Here is a 16,186-nt window from a genome sequence, read left to right as displayed (position 1 = left end):
TCCTCAGCAAGGCGGATCACCCGGTCCTTCGTATCCTGGTCAATTTTCTTTGGCGTGTTCCAGTTTTTCCTATCTACTCAAGCGGAACAAAACCTGGGGCACTTCAGTTCACTTCTGGGTGGGCCGCTGTCTAGTTGGTGCTGGGGACTTTTGAATAATCCTCTTGACCAGGTCATATATGTATGGGATACTGGTGAAATAGTAATCTAAAACACCCCAAGCGTAAAACCGTAGAATCATTAGGAAAACAGGTTCTGGTAATGGAAAAAATTTTTCAAATTTTAGATTTCGGGGATGTTTTAGTGAACGATTCTATTATGGGTATAGGCAGTTCGAGAGAACAAGCAGTGAGTGCTTTGAAATCTGCTGGAATACAAGCAATATCTGCCCCCAATTTTGGACGAATATTTTTCAGAAATTGCTGGAACTTAGGGATTCCTGCAATTGAAATTAATACTAATTTAATTAGGGAATCTGATTCAATTACCTTGAATCTAGAAACTGGAAAGATATTACTAGGGACTAACGTAATAAATTTTTCATTACCGCCAAAATTCATGCTCGATATGATAAATCGCAAGGGTTTACTGAATTCAATAAAGTTAGAGAGGGATGCCGATTATGAGTCGTCAAATGCCATTTGATAAACTAGCAAAAAAATATGATGAATATAGACCTAGATACCCACAAGAATTAGTACAATATGTTGTTGAGGGGACAAAGACCAACCCTAGAGTTGTTGATTGCGGATCAGGTACTGGTATAGTTTTAGAGTGGCTTTTACCCTATTTAAGTTTCCCTGAGACATATGCAGTTGATATATCAGAAGGGATGATATCTGGGGGGAAAAGTAAATTTCCGCAAGTTAATTGGATCGTTGGAAGTATTGAAGATGTCCTAGATGATTTAGAACCAGCTGACCTTATAGTCGCTGGTCAGGCTTATCAGTGGTTTAATCGCAAAAAATTTTTACAGAAAGCTTCGTCGAACTTAACCGATAACGGAAAAATCGCTATTATTCAAAATAATCGTGACTATTTTACTAATATAATGTTAGCTGAATACGAATCTTTATTAGAGTCTATGAGTCCAGGATATGTTCGAAACTATAGAAATATAGATATTAAAAAAGAACTTTTTGATTGGGTAGATTTACCAAATTTAACCGTTAAAGATTATAACTATTCTTGGAAGCGTGAGGTTCAAATTGAAGATTTTGTAGGTATGTCTTCAAGCTCTACTCAGGTGCAACGAGCTATTGATGCACATGGTGCAGATTTTCTAGATCATGTCAGAAATATCGCCGTCAAACATTCATATAATGGAAAAGTAATCCTAAATTACACAACACAATTATTCATAGCACGATAGTTTTATAGCCTTGCTTTTTATTGGCAAGGCTATATTTCAATTTACTTTAAGAGGGTAATCATGCAAAATTGGGTCAGAAATTAGACTTTCGACTTACTTCAAAAAGCGGTATAAACCCTTTTTCAGCGCTGCTGACACCGCCTTACGGCCCCCCATAGGCAACCCACCGGTTTGCTACACGAATCAGATGAACGATACAGGTTTGCACCATCGACCGGCCAGGTAGCTTCCACGGCTTCAGGCAGGCCGCTGAGCCCGTCACAGCAGACAATAAAACATCCCCTTGACCCCTCAGTTCGACAGGTATGCACATACCTGCACCCACCAGGAAGCCCCCTTCTTCTGTAGCGATCCACATCCCTAGGAGGTGCTTGATTCGGTCAAGATCAACACCAACGGCAAGATAGGCAGATTTGTTGACTACCCTGCCACCATCACGGATTTTCACCCTTAAGGCATCACGAAAAAAGACGGGGTAGAGCTCATCTAGTTGGCGGTTTTACCAGACCAAGACCTCGTCTAAGACAGCATCAGTCACCGCAGAAATAGTCTCGTGAGAAACATCGACCCGCAGCGCGGTAGCCAGGTGATGTTGACTATCACGAACTATACATTCCACCGGTATAGAAGCTAATGATCATGTCATCGACATCGGTCAAAGGCCTAGCGCCCCTTAGGGACCATGGTAGGCACAAAGGTCCCTGCCCTGCCCCCTAGGGATATTCACGGTAACAGGGTCATAGTTTGAATCCACGGTCTTTGGATACGAACCGTTGCGGTCATTGTCCGTGCCAGCAGCAGCCTTGCCGTTGCGGTCATTGTTGGCCTAGTCAAGATGAGAATCCATTTCAGCGCTAAGGGCCCGGGTAGTTGAGGCCTGCAAGATTCCAGGGACTAGGTCATGAGTATCCGTTGTTGAAGTACCTCATTCATCAATTAACTGAGCGAATTTCAGGGTTAGTAAGAAGTTTTTGCTCCATCGCGTCTATCTTGGCTTTATCGGCCGGGTCGCGTTTAGCTATAGTAGTTATTCTTGTCTATCTTCTTCGTGCGGGGGGGGGGTGGTGTCCTGCACACAAACCATCAGACACCCTCTGGTCAATCTAGGAGAGTCTAGTGAGCGCCCAGTAGACGGTTCAGCTTAGTGAAAGAAGACTTCCAACCGGCCACAGCCATCTCGTGCATGGCGGGGTCCATGGGGCCCTGGGTAATGGTGACACGGGTGGTGTTCTCGTCAATCTTCTGAAAGGCGGTGCGGTTGAGGAAGTAGGATCCTTCTTCCATGCCGTGGGTTTCAGCCAGCTCAACGCCGATAGCCTCGTAGCCCTCAATCAGCTCACCGGGCACCAGCTTGTGGAAGGTGCCGTTCACAGGGGAGGTGAACTCGGGGTTCTCCTCGCTCACCATCACAAACTTTTGCGGGCCGCCCTCGCGCACCTCAATATCAACGGTATCCAGCGGCACGGTGAAGCCTTCGGGGCCGAACCACTGGGGTAGTAGTTCTGCTGAGGTGAAGGCCTCGTAGAGGGCCTCGGGAGTGGCCTCAAAATCGTGGGTAAAGGTCAGGACCTGCTCGAGGGCAATGGTGTCGAAGTCAAAGTTCATGGTGTTTTCCTTAGATGAGAGTGATGGAGGCGGACGCCGTAGCGCCCCTCTCTGCCCTGGGGTAGGGAAGCGGGGGCGGCGTCCTGAAAAATCTAGTTTTGCTTGAGCAGTTCAGCCAGCTTGCCGAAAGAGCCCTGCCAGGAGGCCAGGGTCTGCTCGTGCACACCGGCGGGCAGGGGCCCCTGGGTGAGCTTAAGAATTGTACCCTCGCCGACGCCGTCCTCAGTCATGGCAGTACCGGCCTCAAACTCAAGACGCAGGCCAATCAGGGTATCTGAGGGCTGGCCGGACGGGGTGGGCAGGGCCTCCCGGTACTCGATGGTGTGGGGCTCCGCCAGGGTCACAAACCGCATGTACATGGGGGCCTGGAACTTAGTCTGATCCTTGTGCCGCATAACGAACTGCTTGCGGCCACCAATCACCGGTTCCAGGGTCAGGGTATTGGGAATGATCTTCCAGTCGGCAGGCCCAAACCACTTGATGAAAAGCGTGGGGTTGGTAAAAGCCTCAAAGACCTGCTGCGGGGTTGCCGCGAACTCGTGGCGGTAGGTGAGGGTTTCCTCGGGCTTGAGGTCTTCAATCTTAAAGTCGTTCATGCTCTACTTTTCGTCGCTGGTGGTCTCGGTTGTATCGGCCTGGTCGGGTTCAGGCTGGCTGGTTTCAACCTGCGCGGACGTATCCGCCCCAGCTCCCTGCCCCTGGGCCGCCTTCTCAGCTGCCCGGCGGGCCTCGGCCTCAGCCTTTGCCTTCATATTGGCCTCCCAGCGGGCCTGGGCGGCAGCTGCCCGCTCGGCGTCCTTAGCGGCCTTACGGGCGGCAGCTTCTTCTTGGGCCTTGAGCTGGGCAACCTTCTTGGCGTAGTACTTACCCAGGAACTCATCGCGGTAGTCGAAATATTCCCCGGAGTCGATAGCGGCGCGGGCATCGTCCACCATCTTCACAATAAAGCGCTCATTGTGAATCGAGGCCAGGGTTGCTGAGAGGCGCTCGTCGGCCTTGAAGAGGTGGTGCAGGTAGGCGCGGGTGTAGTTGGCGCAGGTGTAGCAGTCGCAGCCCTCGAAGATGGGGGAGAAGTCGGTGCGGTAGCGGGCATTGGTCAGGTTGAAGCGGCCATCGGGGGTGTAAACGGCCGCGTTACGGGCCACGCGGGTGGGGGAGACACAGTCGAAGGTATCAACACCGTTTTCGATGCCGGTGAAGATATCGTCGGGCTCCGAAATGCCCAGCAGGTGGCGGGGCTTGTTCTCGGGGAGTTCCTCGGTGCACCAGCGCACGATGGTGCCCAGGTTCTCCTTCTCCAACGCACCGCCCAGGCCGAAACCGTCAAAGGGCATAGCGCCCAGATCGCGGCAGGCCTTGCGGCGCAGGTCCTCGTACTGGGCCCCCTGGATCACGCCAAAGAGGGCCTGGTAGGGTTTGCCCACCCGCTCAGTGGTCAGGCGCTGGTGCTCAGCAATACAGCGCAGGGCCCAGAGGCGGGTGCGCTCAAGGGCCTCCTCCTGGTAGGCGCGGGAGTTATAGAGGGTGGTGAGCTCATCGAAGGCAAACATGATGTCAGCGCCGATCTGGTGCTGCACCTGCATGGATACCTCGGGCGTAAAGCGGTGAATGTCGCCGTTGATATGCGACTTGAAGTTGACCCCGTCGTCGTCCACGTGGGCCATGCGCTCCTTGCCGGCGGCTACGTCGTCATCACCAATGGGGCGGCCGTCCGCGCCGGTAGCCCCGGCCACGGTGCCCATATCAATGACCTTTTTGAAACCCGAGCCCAGGCTCATGACCTGGAAGCCTCCGGAGTCAGTGAAGGTGGGGCCGTCCCAGTTCATGAACGTGCCCAGACCGCCTGCGGCGTCGAGGACGTCCGGCCCCGGTTGCAGGTAAAGGTGGTAGGCGTTGGCCAGCAGGGCCTGGGCACCCAGGTCTTTCATGGCCTCAGGCAGCACCGCCTTGACCGTGGCTTTGGTACCTACCGGGGTGAAGGCGGGGGTGGCAATATCGCCGTGGGGGGTGTGAATGACGCCGGTGCGCCCCTGAAACTCGCCGCCGTTAGCGGAGATGCGGTCGGCACCGGGGGAGGAGGTATCGGCCAGGCGCTTACCCAGTTCAAAGGAGAAAGTAGGGGCAGAAAATTCGGTATTGAGCACGGGTACAAGTCTACCGTGAGAAGGCAGGTGCGCTGTGGCGAAAGAATAGGTTGAGCTTCTAAGAGGCTTATTCAAAAGTCTCTACAAACCCTGCACAAGGCGAGTGTGCCACTTTTTGCCGAAAGTTCCACTTAGAGTGGCACCCTCGGCAAAAAGTGGCACATTCGCTTAGCAGGACCTAGCTTTCTGGACCCTGTTAGATTCCCTAATCACTCATCATGAGGATAAGAGAATCTAACGGGGCTCAGCTGTAGCTTCCTTGGCTGGATTCTATTTAGTCGTCGGAGACGGTCACGGTCACGGGGATGTTGCCGCGGGTGGCGTTGGAGTAGGGGCAGACCTGGTGGGCTGCGTCGGCAAGCGCCTGGGCTTCATCCTGGGGGAGCTCGGGGATAATAACCTCAAGTTCAACGGCCAAGCCAAAGCCCTCGCCCTGCTTGCCGATGGAGACCTGAGCGCCAACTGAGGAACCTTCGATGTTCTTCTTTTGCATGCGGGCCACCATCTGCAGGGCAGAGTGGAAGCAGGCCGCATAACCGGAAGCGAAGAGCTGTTCGGGGTTCAGACCCTTGCCGGAGCCGCCCATCTCAACGGGAATGGCGAGATCGGCCTCAAAAGCGCCGTCAACGGTGCGGACGTGGCCGTTGCGCCCGACTTGATCTCGACAGCGGAACCCTCACCCCGCTCATCAAACGCCTGATTGACCACGGCCTGCTGACTAAGACCCGCGACCCCCGCGACGAACGCCGCACCCTGCTGAGCCTCACCCCAGCCGGGCAGAAGCTGAAAAGACGTGCGAAATCCGTCCCCGGAGCCATTTACGCCGCCTGCGCGGTCGAGGGTCTCGATATCCTGGCTCTCAAAGCCGAACTCGATACCCTGGCCGAACACCTGCTGAACGATAAGGCTGGAGACTGAGACTTCTGGGCGCGGTTGGGGTTGGGCGGCCTGCCGGGCGAACAGGGCGTCCCTGTGCACACCCTAGAACACCCTCGCCGCAGCCTCCAACACCATCCAGGCCTGAATCTGGGTGGAGAGATCAATCGGCTGACCAGGCTTAACCACCTCAGAGATATGCCGGGACACATCGGGCGAAAACAGGGCCACCGCCTGCCCGCGGATCTCGCTCGGATCAATCCCGGCCTCGTTCATGGGCAGCTCGGGGTCATACTCCCGGCGGCCGTCCCAGAGAATCTCGGCGGTAGCCAGGACCAGATTGGAGGCCTGCTCACGCACAGGGGCAGGCAGTGCCGGGTGGAGGGCGATTTCTGCCAAGTAGCGCACCAGAACACCGGTGAAAAGTCCGCCATCGCCGTTCCCCTGCGTGCGCACCAGGCGAAGAGACTCAGCAGCTGACACCTCAAAATCCTGGCCAAACTCCCGGTCAATGCCCAGCAGAACCTCAGAGATGTGGGCTACCGGGTCGGTAGCTAGCGCCTCTGTGTGGCCAGCGTTGAGCAAGACCAGATAGGCACCGAGCACCGGCCCCTGGTTGTAGGTGAACAGGCCCCGCTCCACCGAGGTCACCTTTGCATCCGGCCCCTGCCCGGTCAGCTTCACCCCGTCTAAGTAGAGCCCGGTTTCGGCATCAAAAAGGTTCTCGTGGAGCCAGTTGAGCAAACTGGCAGCTTCCTCATACCGGCTGGCCCGCGCAAAGGCTAGAGCGATGGGGGCTGTTGCAGGAGTGTTCTTAAAATTGTGATCCTTCGACCAGAAGGCACCCCCGCCCGCCTCGGGCGTGCATGCGTCAGCCAGTTGCCGGTAGAGCCGGGCCGCAGCGTCCTGAGCAACCCCGTCGCCTGAGCCTTCCACCGCCAGCGCCAGCCGGTTAAGCCGCTCGCAGGCCAGGGTTAGCCAGGCCATATCGTCGTAATAGTAATTGGGGTAGGTGCCGTAGTTGCGCACCTGGATGCCTCGCAGCACCGCCCTGCCCTGCTTCAGAAAGTGGGCGGCGGCGTCCTGGTTCCCGTCAGCCTGGTGACGCAAACCGGAATCAACCAGGGCATCTAACAGGTGGGCCTGCCACCAGTAGTGCCACTCCGTGGTGCGGGAACGGCGGGGGCGGGTATCGGGGTACTGCGCCCTACCTATCAGAGTGCCGGGGATGTGCGCCGCACGCGTGCCAAAGAGCCTCATCACCGAGTAGGCTGCGGTATCTGCCCGCTGGCCTAGGGTAGCGCGGTGCTCGGTGGCAAGAGCCTCAAGCGCTTCGGCTGAGGTCGCGGCGTGACGAGGACGCTGAGGGTCAGCTTCGGTGCGGATCTGCGGCTGGGTGCTCATAGGGGCCTTTCGCGGGCAGTTATGCGTACAGTGCTAGTTTACCCAGACGGGCGCCCGCACCCCAGTTGGAGGGCGCACCGTATTTTTACAGGCGTGCCGTTGCTGAGGGTGTTCCCGGGGCGTGAGGGTACAGTACGGTTTGCCGGAAATCATAGAGCCCGCACCTGTTCGGCAGGTGCGCAAGCCGCTAGAGTATGGAGCATGCACACACCTACGCCTGCCGGGCGCGCTTCTGCCGTTTGGGTTTACCTTTCCTCTGCTGCCCTGTCGATGCTGGGCAATTCTATTGCCGGTATCGTCTGGCCCTGGCTGGTGCTAGAGCGTACGGGCAACCCGGCGGCTGCCGGTATTGTGGCGGCGGCGATTGCTGTGCCGTCGTTGGTTTTTGCTTATTTTGGCGGCAACCTGGTGGACACCTTGGGCCGTAAGCCCGTGTCGATTATTTCTGACATCATTTCGGGCCTGTCGGTGGTGGCCGTGATTGCGGTAGATATGTTTTTTGGGCTGACGCTGAGCTGGTTTATCATCATCGGTATTTTGGGTGCGGTGGGTGATATTCCCGGTATGAGCGCCCGCGCTGCCCTAGTCGGTGATGTTGCTGCGACCTCGGGTCACAAGGTCGCCCAGATTTCTGGCTGGAACCAGGCTTTGAGCGGGGTCAGCTTCCTGGTGGGCCCGGCTGTAGCCGGTGTGCTGATGACGGCCCTGCCCATCGAGCAGGTTCTCTGGATTACGGCCGGTTGCTCCCTGGTGGCCGCCGCCCTGACCGCCTGCTTGCGCCTGCAGAAGGCGGGCGCGGACGTCCGTGCTGAGGGGCAGGACGCCGCTGCCCAGCTGGGTGAGGACGGGCAGGTGCCAGCGTCCTCCCCTGAAGCCCCTACCGAAGACCCTTTCAAGGGGCTGGCGGGCTGGAAGAAGGCCCTGGGCTACCCGGTGATTCGTCTGCTGGCTCTGGATTCTTTGCTATCGATGGCCCTGGTAATGCCCTATCTAATGGTGCTTCTACCCGCGCATTTTCAGGGAATTAACCAGCCGGGGCTGTACGGGGCATCGATGTCTGCCTTTGCGGTGGGCATGATGGTCACCAGCATCGTAGCCGGGAAGATTGTGCCCTTTCCACGCCGGGCCTGGGTGGTGGGCATGGTCTTCTATACCCTGGCCTTCTTTGGCATGGCCTTGCTCGAAACTTCCTGGCTGGCCATCGTGGGCATGGGGATTTCCGGCTTGGGCGGGGGTATTATGAACCCCCTGCAGACCCTGCTGGTGACCGAGGGTGTACCCGAGCAGATTCGCGGCCGGTCGTTCTCAATCTTTATGGCTATTAGCCAGGTGGCCGGGCCGATTGGCCTGGTGGCGACCTCGGCGGTACTGGCCTTTGTGACGATATACCAGGTGGCCTGGGTGCTCGCTGGCCTCTGGCTGCTGGTGGCTATCTACCTGGTGATTCGGGGCCTGCAACTACTCCCAGGAAGGAGCGCCGAGTCGGTAGAAGAGAGCAGTTCTGTTCCTGTAGCTGATTAGCTTCAGCCCGCCTGTATCGAATGTGCCTCTTATTCCCGAGCGGGGGAGTTTATCCACGACATTCGGGAATGCGTGGCACATTCGGCATTAGTGGGCAGCTCCCTCGATGAGCCGAAGCCTCCGCCCGCTTCGTACCGTCACAAGCTCCCCTGTGAAGGGGTGGGGGAAGGTCAGCGACCTAGCCAGCAGCTGTAGGGGTAGGGCGGGTTCGTCCTCAGCAATGGGCAGGACGGCCGGGTAGACCACGTCCCCCACAATCGGCGCCCCGGCTGCCGTCAGATGCACCCGCAACTGGTGGGTCTTGCCCGTGTGCGGCTCCAAAAGATAGTGGGCCAGAGTAGCACCGGCTGCCGGTAGGGGCAGGGCCGGGTTGGCCTCAGACACCGCGGGCAGGACGCCGCCCGCCAGCTTAAAGACCTTCAGGCAGGTAATACGCGACTGGGCGTTCAGCCCCTCAAAGGAGGCCCCCGAGCGGCGGCGCTCGCGCCGCTCCGCCTTCGTCTCAACCGGCAGGGGGCCGGTGTCACCGGGCAGGAGCTCAACCCCGGTATGGGCTACCTGTAGGGCCCCGTGCTGGTTATCAATGCGCGAGCGCACCGTCAGGCTCTGCCCCACCTCCAGCCCGGCGACGGGGGCCGCCACTGCCTCGTAGGTCTTGGTGGGTTCGCGCCGCTGGAACATGGTCTGAAAAGGGGCGCGGGCCTCTGGGGTCTTGGCAAAAAGTACCACCCCGGCGGTGGCCCGATCCAGGCGGTGAATCGGAATGAGATCGGGGTTGTTCTCCCGCACCCGTAACTGGGTCAGGGCCGTGTGGGCAACAAAGGACCCGTTCGGGGTGGTGGGTAGAAAGTGGGGCTTATCGATGGCCAGTACCCACTCGTCCTCGTAGAGCACCGGCATGTCGAAGGGCACGGGCTTTTCAACTCCGAGTTCCCGGTAGTACCAGATCTTTTGACCGGTCAAAGGGGCATCGGGGGCAACCGCCTGCCCACTAGCGTCCTTGACCTCATCGCGGTCAAAGCGGGAGGTGAAGAGGGAGCGCTGGTGCGGGTAGAAGCGGGCTACCAGGTAGTCCAGCACTGTGCTTGCCCCCAGGGTGTCGTCCTCGGGGTTGCCTGCATCGGGTAGCACAAAGGAGACGGCGTCAATCCCCTTGCGCTGGGGCAGGGGCTTAGGAGCAAGGTGGCGGTTGATTCGGCGCATGGGCTCTATTATGGCAGGTGCTGGCTACCGGGGCTGTTCCGGTTCCGCGCGGAGGCTATTGAAGATACCTGCGGTTACCCTTCTCTGATTCACAGTGTGGGGTATGAGCTCATGAGCCTGCCGTTAGTAAGCGCCTGACCTAGCGGAGCTTAACCCAGCAGCTCCTGGCAGCCCGGGCAGCGGTAGCTGAGGCGGTCGGTGTCTTCTTCACGGGCAATGAGGTGACCGTCTGCATACCGGTTGGGGCCGGTTCCAGAGTCTGAGAGGTTCTCCCGCACGATGGTGTTTCCACAGCGGTAGCAGGTGCGCCCGCCGCGCCCGTAGCACCAGAGAGGTTCAGCGCTGGTGCGGGTGACCCGGTGCGGACGCCCCCGATTGGCATCCAAGAGCAGGCGGGCGATAGACACCACGCCAGCCAGATCAGGAACGGCCCCCACGGGGGTGCGCGGATCAAGGCCCGCGAGAAAGAGAGTCTCAGCCCGGTAGATGGTGCCAATACCGGCTAGGTTCCGCTGATCAAGCAGGGCAGGCCCCACCATGCGGTCAGGCTGAGCCGTCAGGTTGGCTACCGCCCGCTGCACCGACCAGTGCGGGCCGAGCAGATCGGGGCCCAGATAGCCCAGCCTGTCGCCCTCCTGCTCGGTCGGAAAAACCTCTAACAGACCCAAGTCAAAGCCGACAGCCTCTAGCGGAACGCTACCGGGAATGAGCTGCCCCGAGGAGGTCCGGGCGTTAGCCTGAATAACCGCCCTCGCGGAGGCAGCTGGCCGCCTCCACCGCTCGCGCTGCCCCGCTTCGTCCTGCCCATAAACATGCCAGATCCCCTCCATCTTCAGGTGGGAGTGCACGGTCATATCGCCGATACGGAGCAGGAGGTGTTTACCGCGAGCCAGCGCCCCATGAATAGGGTGGCCCGCCAAATCGACGCCAGCAACGTGCGGGTAGCGCAGGTCTGTTGCGTGGGCTGTTCGACCGGCGAGTGCCCGGTGTAGCGCGCGAGCCTGCCGCCAGACGGTGTCACCTTCAGGCATGATGCGGGTGCTCCTTCAACAATGGTGCCTCATTCATGTATGACGCAAGTATGACACTTTCTGCCTGCAAGGAACCAGACCGGCATCTCGCCTAAATTCGCATGTCGTGCATCACCTGGTGTATAAAGGGTATGCCGATTGAAACTTTACTGTGACGTTCGGTTATCCCCACACCCTGGGCTGTGATTTGCTACCGTGCTATGCGAGAGCAGTCAGAGCTCACACAGCGGCTCCCAGGCCGCTTACCCCGAGAAGAGGTCAAACAATGCAGATTGTTTTCACGATGTTTACCGTGGTTCTCTTGATGGTATTGATGATGTCGCTGGCCGCCTTCGGCGTTCACCTTGCCCGGAGCGTCCGCGAATTTCGTGCCGGTTACGAGGGCAACGACTCCTACTTTACGCTGTAGAGACCTGAAATATGACTTCCCCACCAGCCTTCCCTAGCATCCCAGGCAGGGAAGGCATACTTATATGCCCCACATCCCGGCCTTACGTGTAGTCCCTGCGCATACGTAGCCCGCGCGTGGTGGTGTAGAAGCCCGCAGCGAGCAGGGCGCGGCGCAGAGTGAGCACGGGGTGCTCGGCGGGTAGGGCACGGGACTCTTCCGGGAAGTCACGTGACCGCGCGGACGCCGTGAGCGGCTCGGGGTTGCTGAGTAGCTCCACCCCGCCCGCGGTTTCAATGACGATTTTGTCTGCCACACCGGTGCGCACTAGCTGGCCGAGCAGGGGAGCGGCGGCCTCAATCAGGGCTGGGTCATCTGTGAAGGGCAGCAGAGTCTTCCCGCCCCGTTCCAGGTAGAGGGTGAGCGCCCCATCAACGAGTATCACGATGGCTCCCGCTTTACGGCCCGGCCTGTGCTTGAGCTCGGTGCGAGCCGAGTCCCAGGGCACGGGGGCAGGCCAGGGCAGGGCTGCACCAAAGGGATTGGCCGGGTCTGTGGCGGCCAGGAGTAGCACAGAGCGGCGGGTGCGGCGTACCGAGGCAGCGGGTGCGGGCGCGCCCGAGGGGTGGGGGGCTGGGCCGTCCTCGTGCTCGCCGGTGACGCTGTCTGACCGGCGGAGCCTGTCAACGGTCGCAGAGACCGAGAACTGTGCAGCCCCCAACCCCTCAATGAAGTAGCCGCGGCGGGCTAGGCCCTTCTCTTCAGCAGCTGAGAGTACCCGGTAGATACCGGAGAAGCCGCCGGGGGAGTCCTCAGCGGCCACAGCACCGCGGGTGAGCACACCGTAGCGATCCATCAGCAGTTCAGCTCGGGCTGCGGCGGCCACGGTAGGGTCAAGCGGCTCGGCCTCTAGGCGGGCCCACCGCCCGGCATCGATTGGGGCAACCTGGGCGCTCGCAGCCGGGTTGCGGCCCACGCCCACCCCTAGCCGTGAGGCAGACAGACGGGAGGCACCGCGCCGTAGACCGACCGAGCGGGCACGCGGAGCTGGGGCTGCGACCCTGTGGGTTGAGGCCCCGGATGAGATGAGGGCTCGTACCGGTGCGAAGGTATCGCCGGTGACCAGCCCAGCCCAGATCAGGTTCCAGAGGGCCGCAGAAATTTCCTGGGCGCTGGGGGGCACATTCCCTAGCGAAGTGGCGATAGTAGCTAGCTGGGTCTGAATCTGGGTGAAGAAAAGCCCGCCGGTCAGTAGCTCGTAAATGGTGTTCTCCAGCGTTCCCAGGGCGGCCAGTGCCTCGGTGCGTTCCACCTCATCGGGCAGAGTGAGGGCTGCGCTCTCGCCTAGGTGCAGGGCAACCCAGCCATCGTCGCCCGCTAGCTGGCCTGCACCCGTCCAGAGCACATCACCGGCGCTCATAGCCGCATCGAGCAGGGCGGGGGTGTAGTCGATGATACGGGCCTTGAGAATCAGCGGTTCGAGGGCTGAGGCGGGAACCCTCACCCCGGCCAGCTGGTCCACGACGGTCAGCAGGCCGTCATAGCCGCTGAGCATGGGGGATTCGTCGCGGCGGACGCTGACGGGCTGGGCAGGGGCACCGAAGGTGCCGGGCGCGGCAGAGGTTTCGGTGACATCCCAGGCACCCACGTGCTGCCAGGGCGGCAGGAAGCGGGCATAGGTTTCGGGGGCGACCGGTTCGACGTCGGCCCGCAGGGCGGCCAGAGATCGCGAGCGCAGGGTGCGTAGCACACCTGCGTCCACCCACTCGGTTCCGGCCAGGTAGCCGGGATCAGCGGAGCCGGTGCGGGCGAGCGCCAGTTCAGCCCGGAGTTCTTCGGGCAGGAACTCACCAGAGATGACGCGCCGGTCGGCTGCCAGGGCGCGCAGGGTGGTATCAACTACCGAGACACCCAGTCCGAGTGTCTCAGCGGCCTGGGCTGCGGTGAAGGGGGCGTGGGTGCGGGCGTAGCGGGCAACCAGGTCAACCAGGGGAGCTTCGATCGGCTCTAAGAAGGCCAGGGGCACCCCAATCGGCAGGGGTACACCCAGGGCATCGCGCAGGCGGGCGGCGTCCTCAATGGCGGCGTAGAGTTCTCGCCCGTGCAGGCGGAAGCGCAGGGCCCGCCCGGTCTTGACCAGGGCTTCAAGGTGGTCGGTGGCTTCGGTTTCGGTGAGGACGCGCTCGCCCGGCTTGCCTTCCTCGGCCTCAGGAGCGGTGGCGCCGGCGTCCTGACCAGTGGCCTGACCGGCCTTCGCCCTGCCTTCTTGCTCCAGCACCACCTTCAGGCGGGCGGCGGCTTCGGCGGCGGTGAGGGGGCCGAGCAGGCGCAGCAGGTCGGCAGCCCCTTCGACCCCGCGTAGGCGGTAGCCCTCTGCGGTGCGTTGCAGGCGAGCTTCGGTGGTGCGGATGACCTCAACATCGAGCAGTTCTCGTAGCTCGTCCTTACCCAGTAGCTCGGCCAGCAGACCCGGGTCGAGAGATAGGGCAGCTGCCCGGCGCTCAGCTAAGGGGGAGTCTCCGTCGTAGAGGAACTGGGCTACATAGCCAAAGAGCAGGGTGCGGGCAAAGGGGGAGGGGGTTTCGGTTTCCACCTCGCTGATGCGCACCTTTTTGGCTTCTAAATCCTTGTGCAGGGCTGTGAGTGCGGGTAGGTCGTAGACGTCCTGCAGGCACTCGCGGGCGGTCTCGATTAGCAGGGGGAAGGTGGGGTACTTGCGGGCCACATCCAGCAGCTGGGCTGAGCGCTGGCGCTGCTGCCACAGGGGTGTGCGGCGGCCCGGGTCCTTGCGGGGTAGCAGCAGGGCACGGGCGGCATTCTCGCGGAAGCGGGAGGCAAAGAGGGCAGAGTTACCCACCTTCTCTGTGACCAGATCTTCAAGCTCGGCCGGGTCAAAGAGGAAGAGGTCAGCCCCGGGCGGCTCGGCCTCCGTGGCGGGGATGCGTAGCACAATACCGTCATCGGCGGCCATGGCCGAGGCGTTCACCCCGTAGCGTTCTTCTGCTCGGGCCCCAACGGCGAGGGCCCAGGGGGAGTGCACGGGCATCCCTAGGGGCGAGTGTAGAATCAGCCGCCAGTCACCCAGCTCGTCCCTGAATCGTTCGACCAGTAGGTGTTTCTCGTTGGGTACCTGCCCGGTGGCTGCCGCCTGCTCACCCACGTAGGCCAGCAGGTTGTCGGCGGCCCACTCGTCGAGGCCGAGCGCACGCAGGCGCGTGTGGGCGGCACCGGCGTCCTTGCTGGCTTCGAGAGCAAGCTCCCGGGCGAAGGTACCCAGGGCTCGCCCTAAATCGACGGGGCGGCCGGGCGAGTCGCCGTGCCAGAAGGGCAGGCGGCCGGGGACGCCAGGGGCCGGGGTCACGGTTACCCGGTCGTGGGTAATATCCTCAATCCGCCAGGAGGAAGCCCCCAGGGCAATGACGTCCCCGGCGCGAGACTCGTAGACCATCTCCTCATCCAGCTCACCCACCCGCTTGGGGGCCTTGGAATCCTCAGCTCCGGCGATAAAGACCGGGAAGAGGCCACGATCGGGGATGGTGCCGCCGGAGGTGACCGCCAGACGCTGGGCACCCGGGCGCCCCTCGATGGTGCCAGCGTCACGATCCCAGACGATGCGGGGGCGCAGCTCGGCGAACTCGTCTGAGGGGTATTTACCGGCCAGCAGGTCCAGAGTTGCTTCAAAGGCCGCCCGGGGCAGGGTAGCGAAGGGGGCGGTGGCGCGCAGGGCTTCAAACCAGGCTTCCACACTGATAGGCCCCAGGGCACAGGCCGCCACGGTCTGCTGGGCCAGAATATCCAAAGGATTAGCGGGAATAGCCAGGGGTTCAATTTGCCCGGCCAGCATACGCTGCACGGTCACCGTCGCATTCAGCAGATCCCCCCGGTGCTTGGGGTAGAGGTAGCCGCGTGACAGCTCTCCCACCCGGTGACCAGCCCGGCCCACCCGTTGCAGGCCAGAGGCCACCGAGTGCGGGGCCTCCACCTGAATAACCAGGTCAACGTGGCCCATATCGATACCCAGTTCCAGGGAGCTGGTTGCCACCACGCAGCGCAGCTGGCCCGACTTGAGGGCTTCCTCAATCAGGGTGCGCTGGTCCTTAGAGACTGAGCCGTGGTGGGCCCGCGCCAGCACCGGCGGGGCACCGGTTGCCGTGGCCGAGCCTCCCATCATCTGGGCGGGAGGCCGATCCGCACCGGGCCGGGATGACCGGGAGGACCCAGAGCCGCCTGATAAGGCTCCCACCCCAGGTAGCCGCGCGTCATCGGCTTCAAGCCGGGCGGGGGCGTCCTGGGCCAGGGCCTCAGCCAGCACCTCGGCCAGGGCCCGGGGCTCCCCACCGGTGGCGGCATAGGAGCGGGCACCGGTTGAGGCGCTCGCGGTCACCTCGCCCAGTTCCCCTCGGGCCTCAAGACGGCCCAGGTATATCTCGTTTAGGCGGGCCGTCAGCTTCTCGGCCAGCCCGCGAGAGTTAGCAAAAACGATGGTTGAGCGGTTGGCCTCTACAAGGTCAACGATGCGTTCTTCAACGTGCGGCCAGATGGACGCCTGGTAGCCGCTCAGGCTGGCTGGCTGGGCTGCCTGCTGGAGCGCGGGTGCCTCAACCTCTTCAATTCCTGTCTCTTATACAGATCTCCGAGCCCAC

11 protein-coding genes and 3 pseudogenes are annotated in these 16,186 nt (G+C 60.7%); 5 read left to right on the top strand and 9 right to left on the bottom strand.

The window, feature by feature from the left end; all coding sequences use genetic code 11:
- Positions 1–260: 260 nt before the first annotated feature.
- Both L6966_RS10920 and L6966_RS10915 read left to right on the top strand, forming a co-directional pair.
- The gene (locus L6966_RS10920; protein WP_237225081.1) at positions 261–644 is read left to right on the top strand and encodes a 3-isopropylmalate dehydratase small subunit; all 384 of its coding nucleotides are present in this window, start codon (positions 261–263) and stop codon (positions 642–644) included.
- Positions 622–1,371 carry a class I SAM-dependent methyltransferase gene (locus tag L6966_RS10915; RefSeq protein ID WP_237225080.1) on the top strand — a complete coding sequence of 250 codons (750 nt, stop codon included), beginning with the start codon at positions 622–624 and terminating at the stop codon, positions 1,369–1,371. The genes L6966_RS10920 and L6966_RS10915 overlap by 23 nt, the downstream gene beginning before the upstream one ends.
- 142 nt (positions 1,372–1,513) lie before the next feature.
- Here L6966_RS10915 and L6966_RS12275 read toward each other — a convergent pair whose 3' ends face one another.
- From L6966_RS12275 to L6966_RS10890, 5 genes and pseudogenes are all read right to left on the bottom strand, one after another.
- Positions 1,514–1,819 (bottom strand): transposase, encoded by a 306-nt coding sequence (locus L6966_RS12275; RefSeq protein WP_369127139.1) that lies wholly within the window; start codon positions 1,817–1,819, stop codon positions 1,514–1,516.
- A 665-nt stretch (positions 1,820–2,484) separates the two neighbouring features.
- Entirely contained in the window at positions 2,485–2,976 is a 492-nt protein-coding gene (locus tag L6966_RS10905; protein WP_237225079.1) for an SRPBCC family protein, read from the bottom strand.
- A gap of 92 nt (positions 2,977–3,068) precedes the next feature.
- Positions 3,069–3,572, bottom strand: coding sequence for an SRPBCC family protein (locus L6966_RS10900; protein ID WP_083090951.1), 504 nt, complete (start codon positions 3,570–3,572; stop codon positions 3,069–3,071).
- A gap of 252 nt (positions 3,573–3,824) precedes the next feature.
- Positions 3,825–5,120, bottom strand: a pseudogene (gene tgt / locus L6966_RS10895) (tRNA guanosine(34) transglycosylase Tgt); the annotation flags it as partial.
- A gap of 274 nt (positions 5,121–5,394) precedes the next feature.
- A pseudogene (locus L6966_RS10890) lies at positions 5,395–5,772 on the bottom strand (organic hydroperoxide resistance protein); the annotation flags it as partial.
- Between the two features lie 35 nt (positions 5,773–5,807).
- On the opposite strand from L6966_RS10890, the gene L6966_RS10885 reads away from it, so the two are divergent.
- Positions 5,808–6,038 carry a winged helix DNA-binding protein gene (locus L6966_RS10885; protein ID WP_336603624.1) on the top strand — a complete coding sequence of 77 codons (231 nt, stop codon included), beginning with the start codon at positions 5,808–5,810 and terminating at the stop codon, positions 6,036–6,038.
- A gap of 63 nt (positions 6,039–6,101) precedes the next feature.
- Here L6966_RS10885 and L6966_RS10880 read toward each other — a convergent pair whose 3' ends face one another.
- Positions 6,102–7,400 carry a glycoside hydrolase family 76 protein gene (locus L6966_RS10880; protein WP_237233382.1) on the bottom strand — a complete coding sequence of 433 codons (1,299 nt, stop codon included), beginning with the start codon at positions 7,398–7,400 and terminating at the stop codon, positions 6,102–6,104.
- Positions 7,401–7,601: 201 nt separating this feature from the next.
- On the opposite strand from L6966_RS10880, the gene L6966_RS10875 reads away from it, so the two are divergent.
- On the top strand, positions 7,602–8,921 hold the full coding sequence (locus L6966_RS10875) for an MFS transporter (protein WP_237233381.1): 1,320 nt from the start codon (positions 7,602–7,604) through the stop codon (positions 8,919–8,921).
- Between the two features lie 87 nt (positions 8,922–9,008).
- Here the strand turns inward: L6966_RS10875 and L6966_RS10870 are convergent, their stop codons facing one another.
- Together L6966_RS10870 and L6966_RS10865 are read right to left on the bottom strand one after the other, a co-directional pair.
- On the bottom strand, positions 9,009–10,124 hold the full coding sequence (locus L6966_RS10870; protein ID WP_237233380.1) for a pseudouridine synthase: 1,116 nt from the start codon (positions 10,122–10,124) through the stop codon (positions 9,009–9,011).
- Between the two features lie 149 nt (positions 10,125–10,273).
- The gene (locus tag L6966_RS10865) at positions 10,274–11,155 is read right to left on the bottom strand and encodes a DNA-formamidopyrimidine glycosylase family protein (protein WP_237225073.1); all 882 of its coding nucleotides are present in this window, start codon (positions 11,153–11,155) and stop codon (positions 10,274–10,276) included.
- 265 nt (positions 11,156–11,420) lie between these two features.
- Between L6966_RS10865 and L6966_RS10860 the strand changes: the two genes are divergently transcribed.
- A complete protein-coding gene (locus L6966_RS10860) occupies positions 11,421–11,564 on the top strand; it encodes a hypothetical protein (RefSeq protein ID WP_180377798.1) in 144 nt (47 codons plus the stop codon).
- 82 nt (positions 11,565–11,646) lie between these two features.
- On the opposite strand, the pseudogene L6966_RS10855 reads toward L6966_RS10860, so the two are convergent.
- Positions 11,647–16,113 (bottom strand): annotated as a pseudogene (locus L6966_RS10855) (Lhr family helicase); the annotation flags it as partial.
- Positions 16,114–16,186 lie beyond the last annotated feature (73 nt).

This window comes from Rothia nasisuis (assembly GCF_928381405.1).
GTDB classification, from domain to species: Bacteria; Actinomycetota; Actinomycetes; order Actinomycetales; family Micrococcaceae; genus Rothia; species Rothia nasisuis.
This window is presented reverse-complemented; position numbering and strand designations above follow the sequence as displayed.

Excerpts from the sequence above, each read along its gene's own strand:
- L6966_RS10900 (WP_083090951.1), bottom strand. The coding sequence starts at position 3,572 with ATGAACGACTTTAAGATTGAAGACCTCAAGCCCGAGGAAACCCTCACC.
- L6966_RS10880 (WP_237233382.1), bottom strand. The coding sequence starts at position 7,400 with ATGAGCACCCAGCCGCAGATCCGCACCGAAGCTGACCCTCAGCGTCCT.
- L6966_RS10920 (WP_237225081.1), top strand. The coding sequence starts at position 261 with ATGGAAAAAATTTTTCAAATTTTAGATTTCGGGGATGTTTTAGTGAAC.
- L6966_RS10860 (WP_180377798.1), top strand. The coding sequence starts at position 11,421 with ATGCAGATTGTTTTCACGATGTTTACCGTGGTTCTCTTGATGGTATTG.
- L6966_RS10875 (WP_237233381.1), top strand. The coding sequence starts at position 7,602 with ATGCACACACCTACGCCTGCCGGGCGCGCTTCTGCCGTTTGGGTTTAC.
- L6966_RS10865 (WP_237225073.1), bottom strand. The coding sequence starts at position 11,155 with ATGCCTGAAGGTGACACCGTCTGGCGGCAGGCTCGCGCGCTACACCGG.
- L6966_RS10915 (WP_237225080.1), top strand. The coding sequence starts at position 622 with ATGAGTCGTCAAATGCCATTTGATAAACTAGCAAAAAAATATGATGAA.
- L6966_RS10905 (WP_237225079.1), bottom strand. The coding sequence starts at position 2,976 with ATGAACTTTGACTTCGACACCATTGCCCTCGAGCAGGTCCTGACCTTT.
- L6966_RS10870 (WP_237233380.1), bottom strand. The coding sequence starts at position 10,124 with ATGCGCCGAATCAACCGCCACCTTGCTCCTAAGCCCCTGCCCCAGCGC.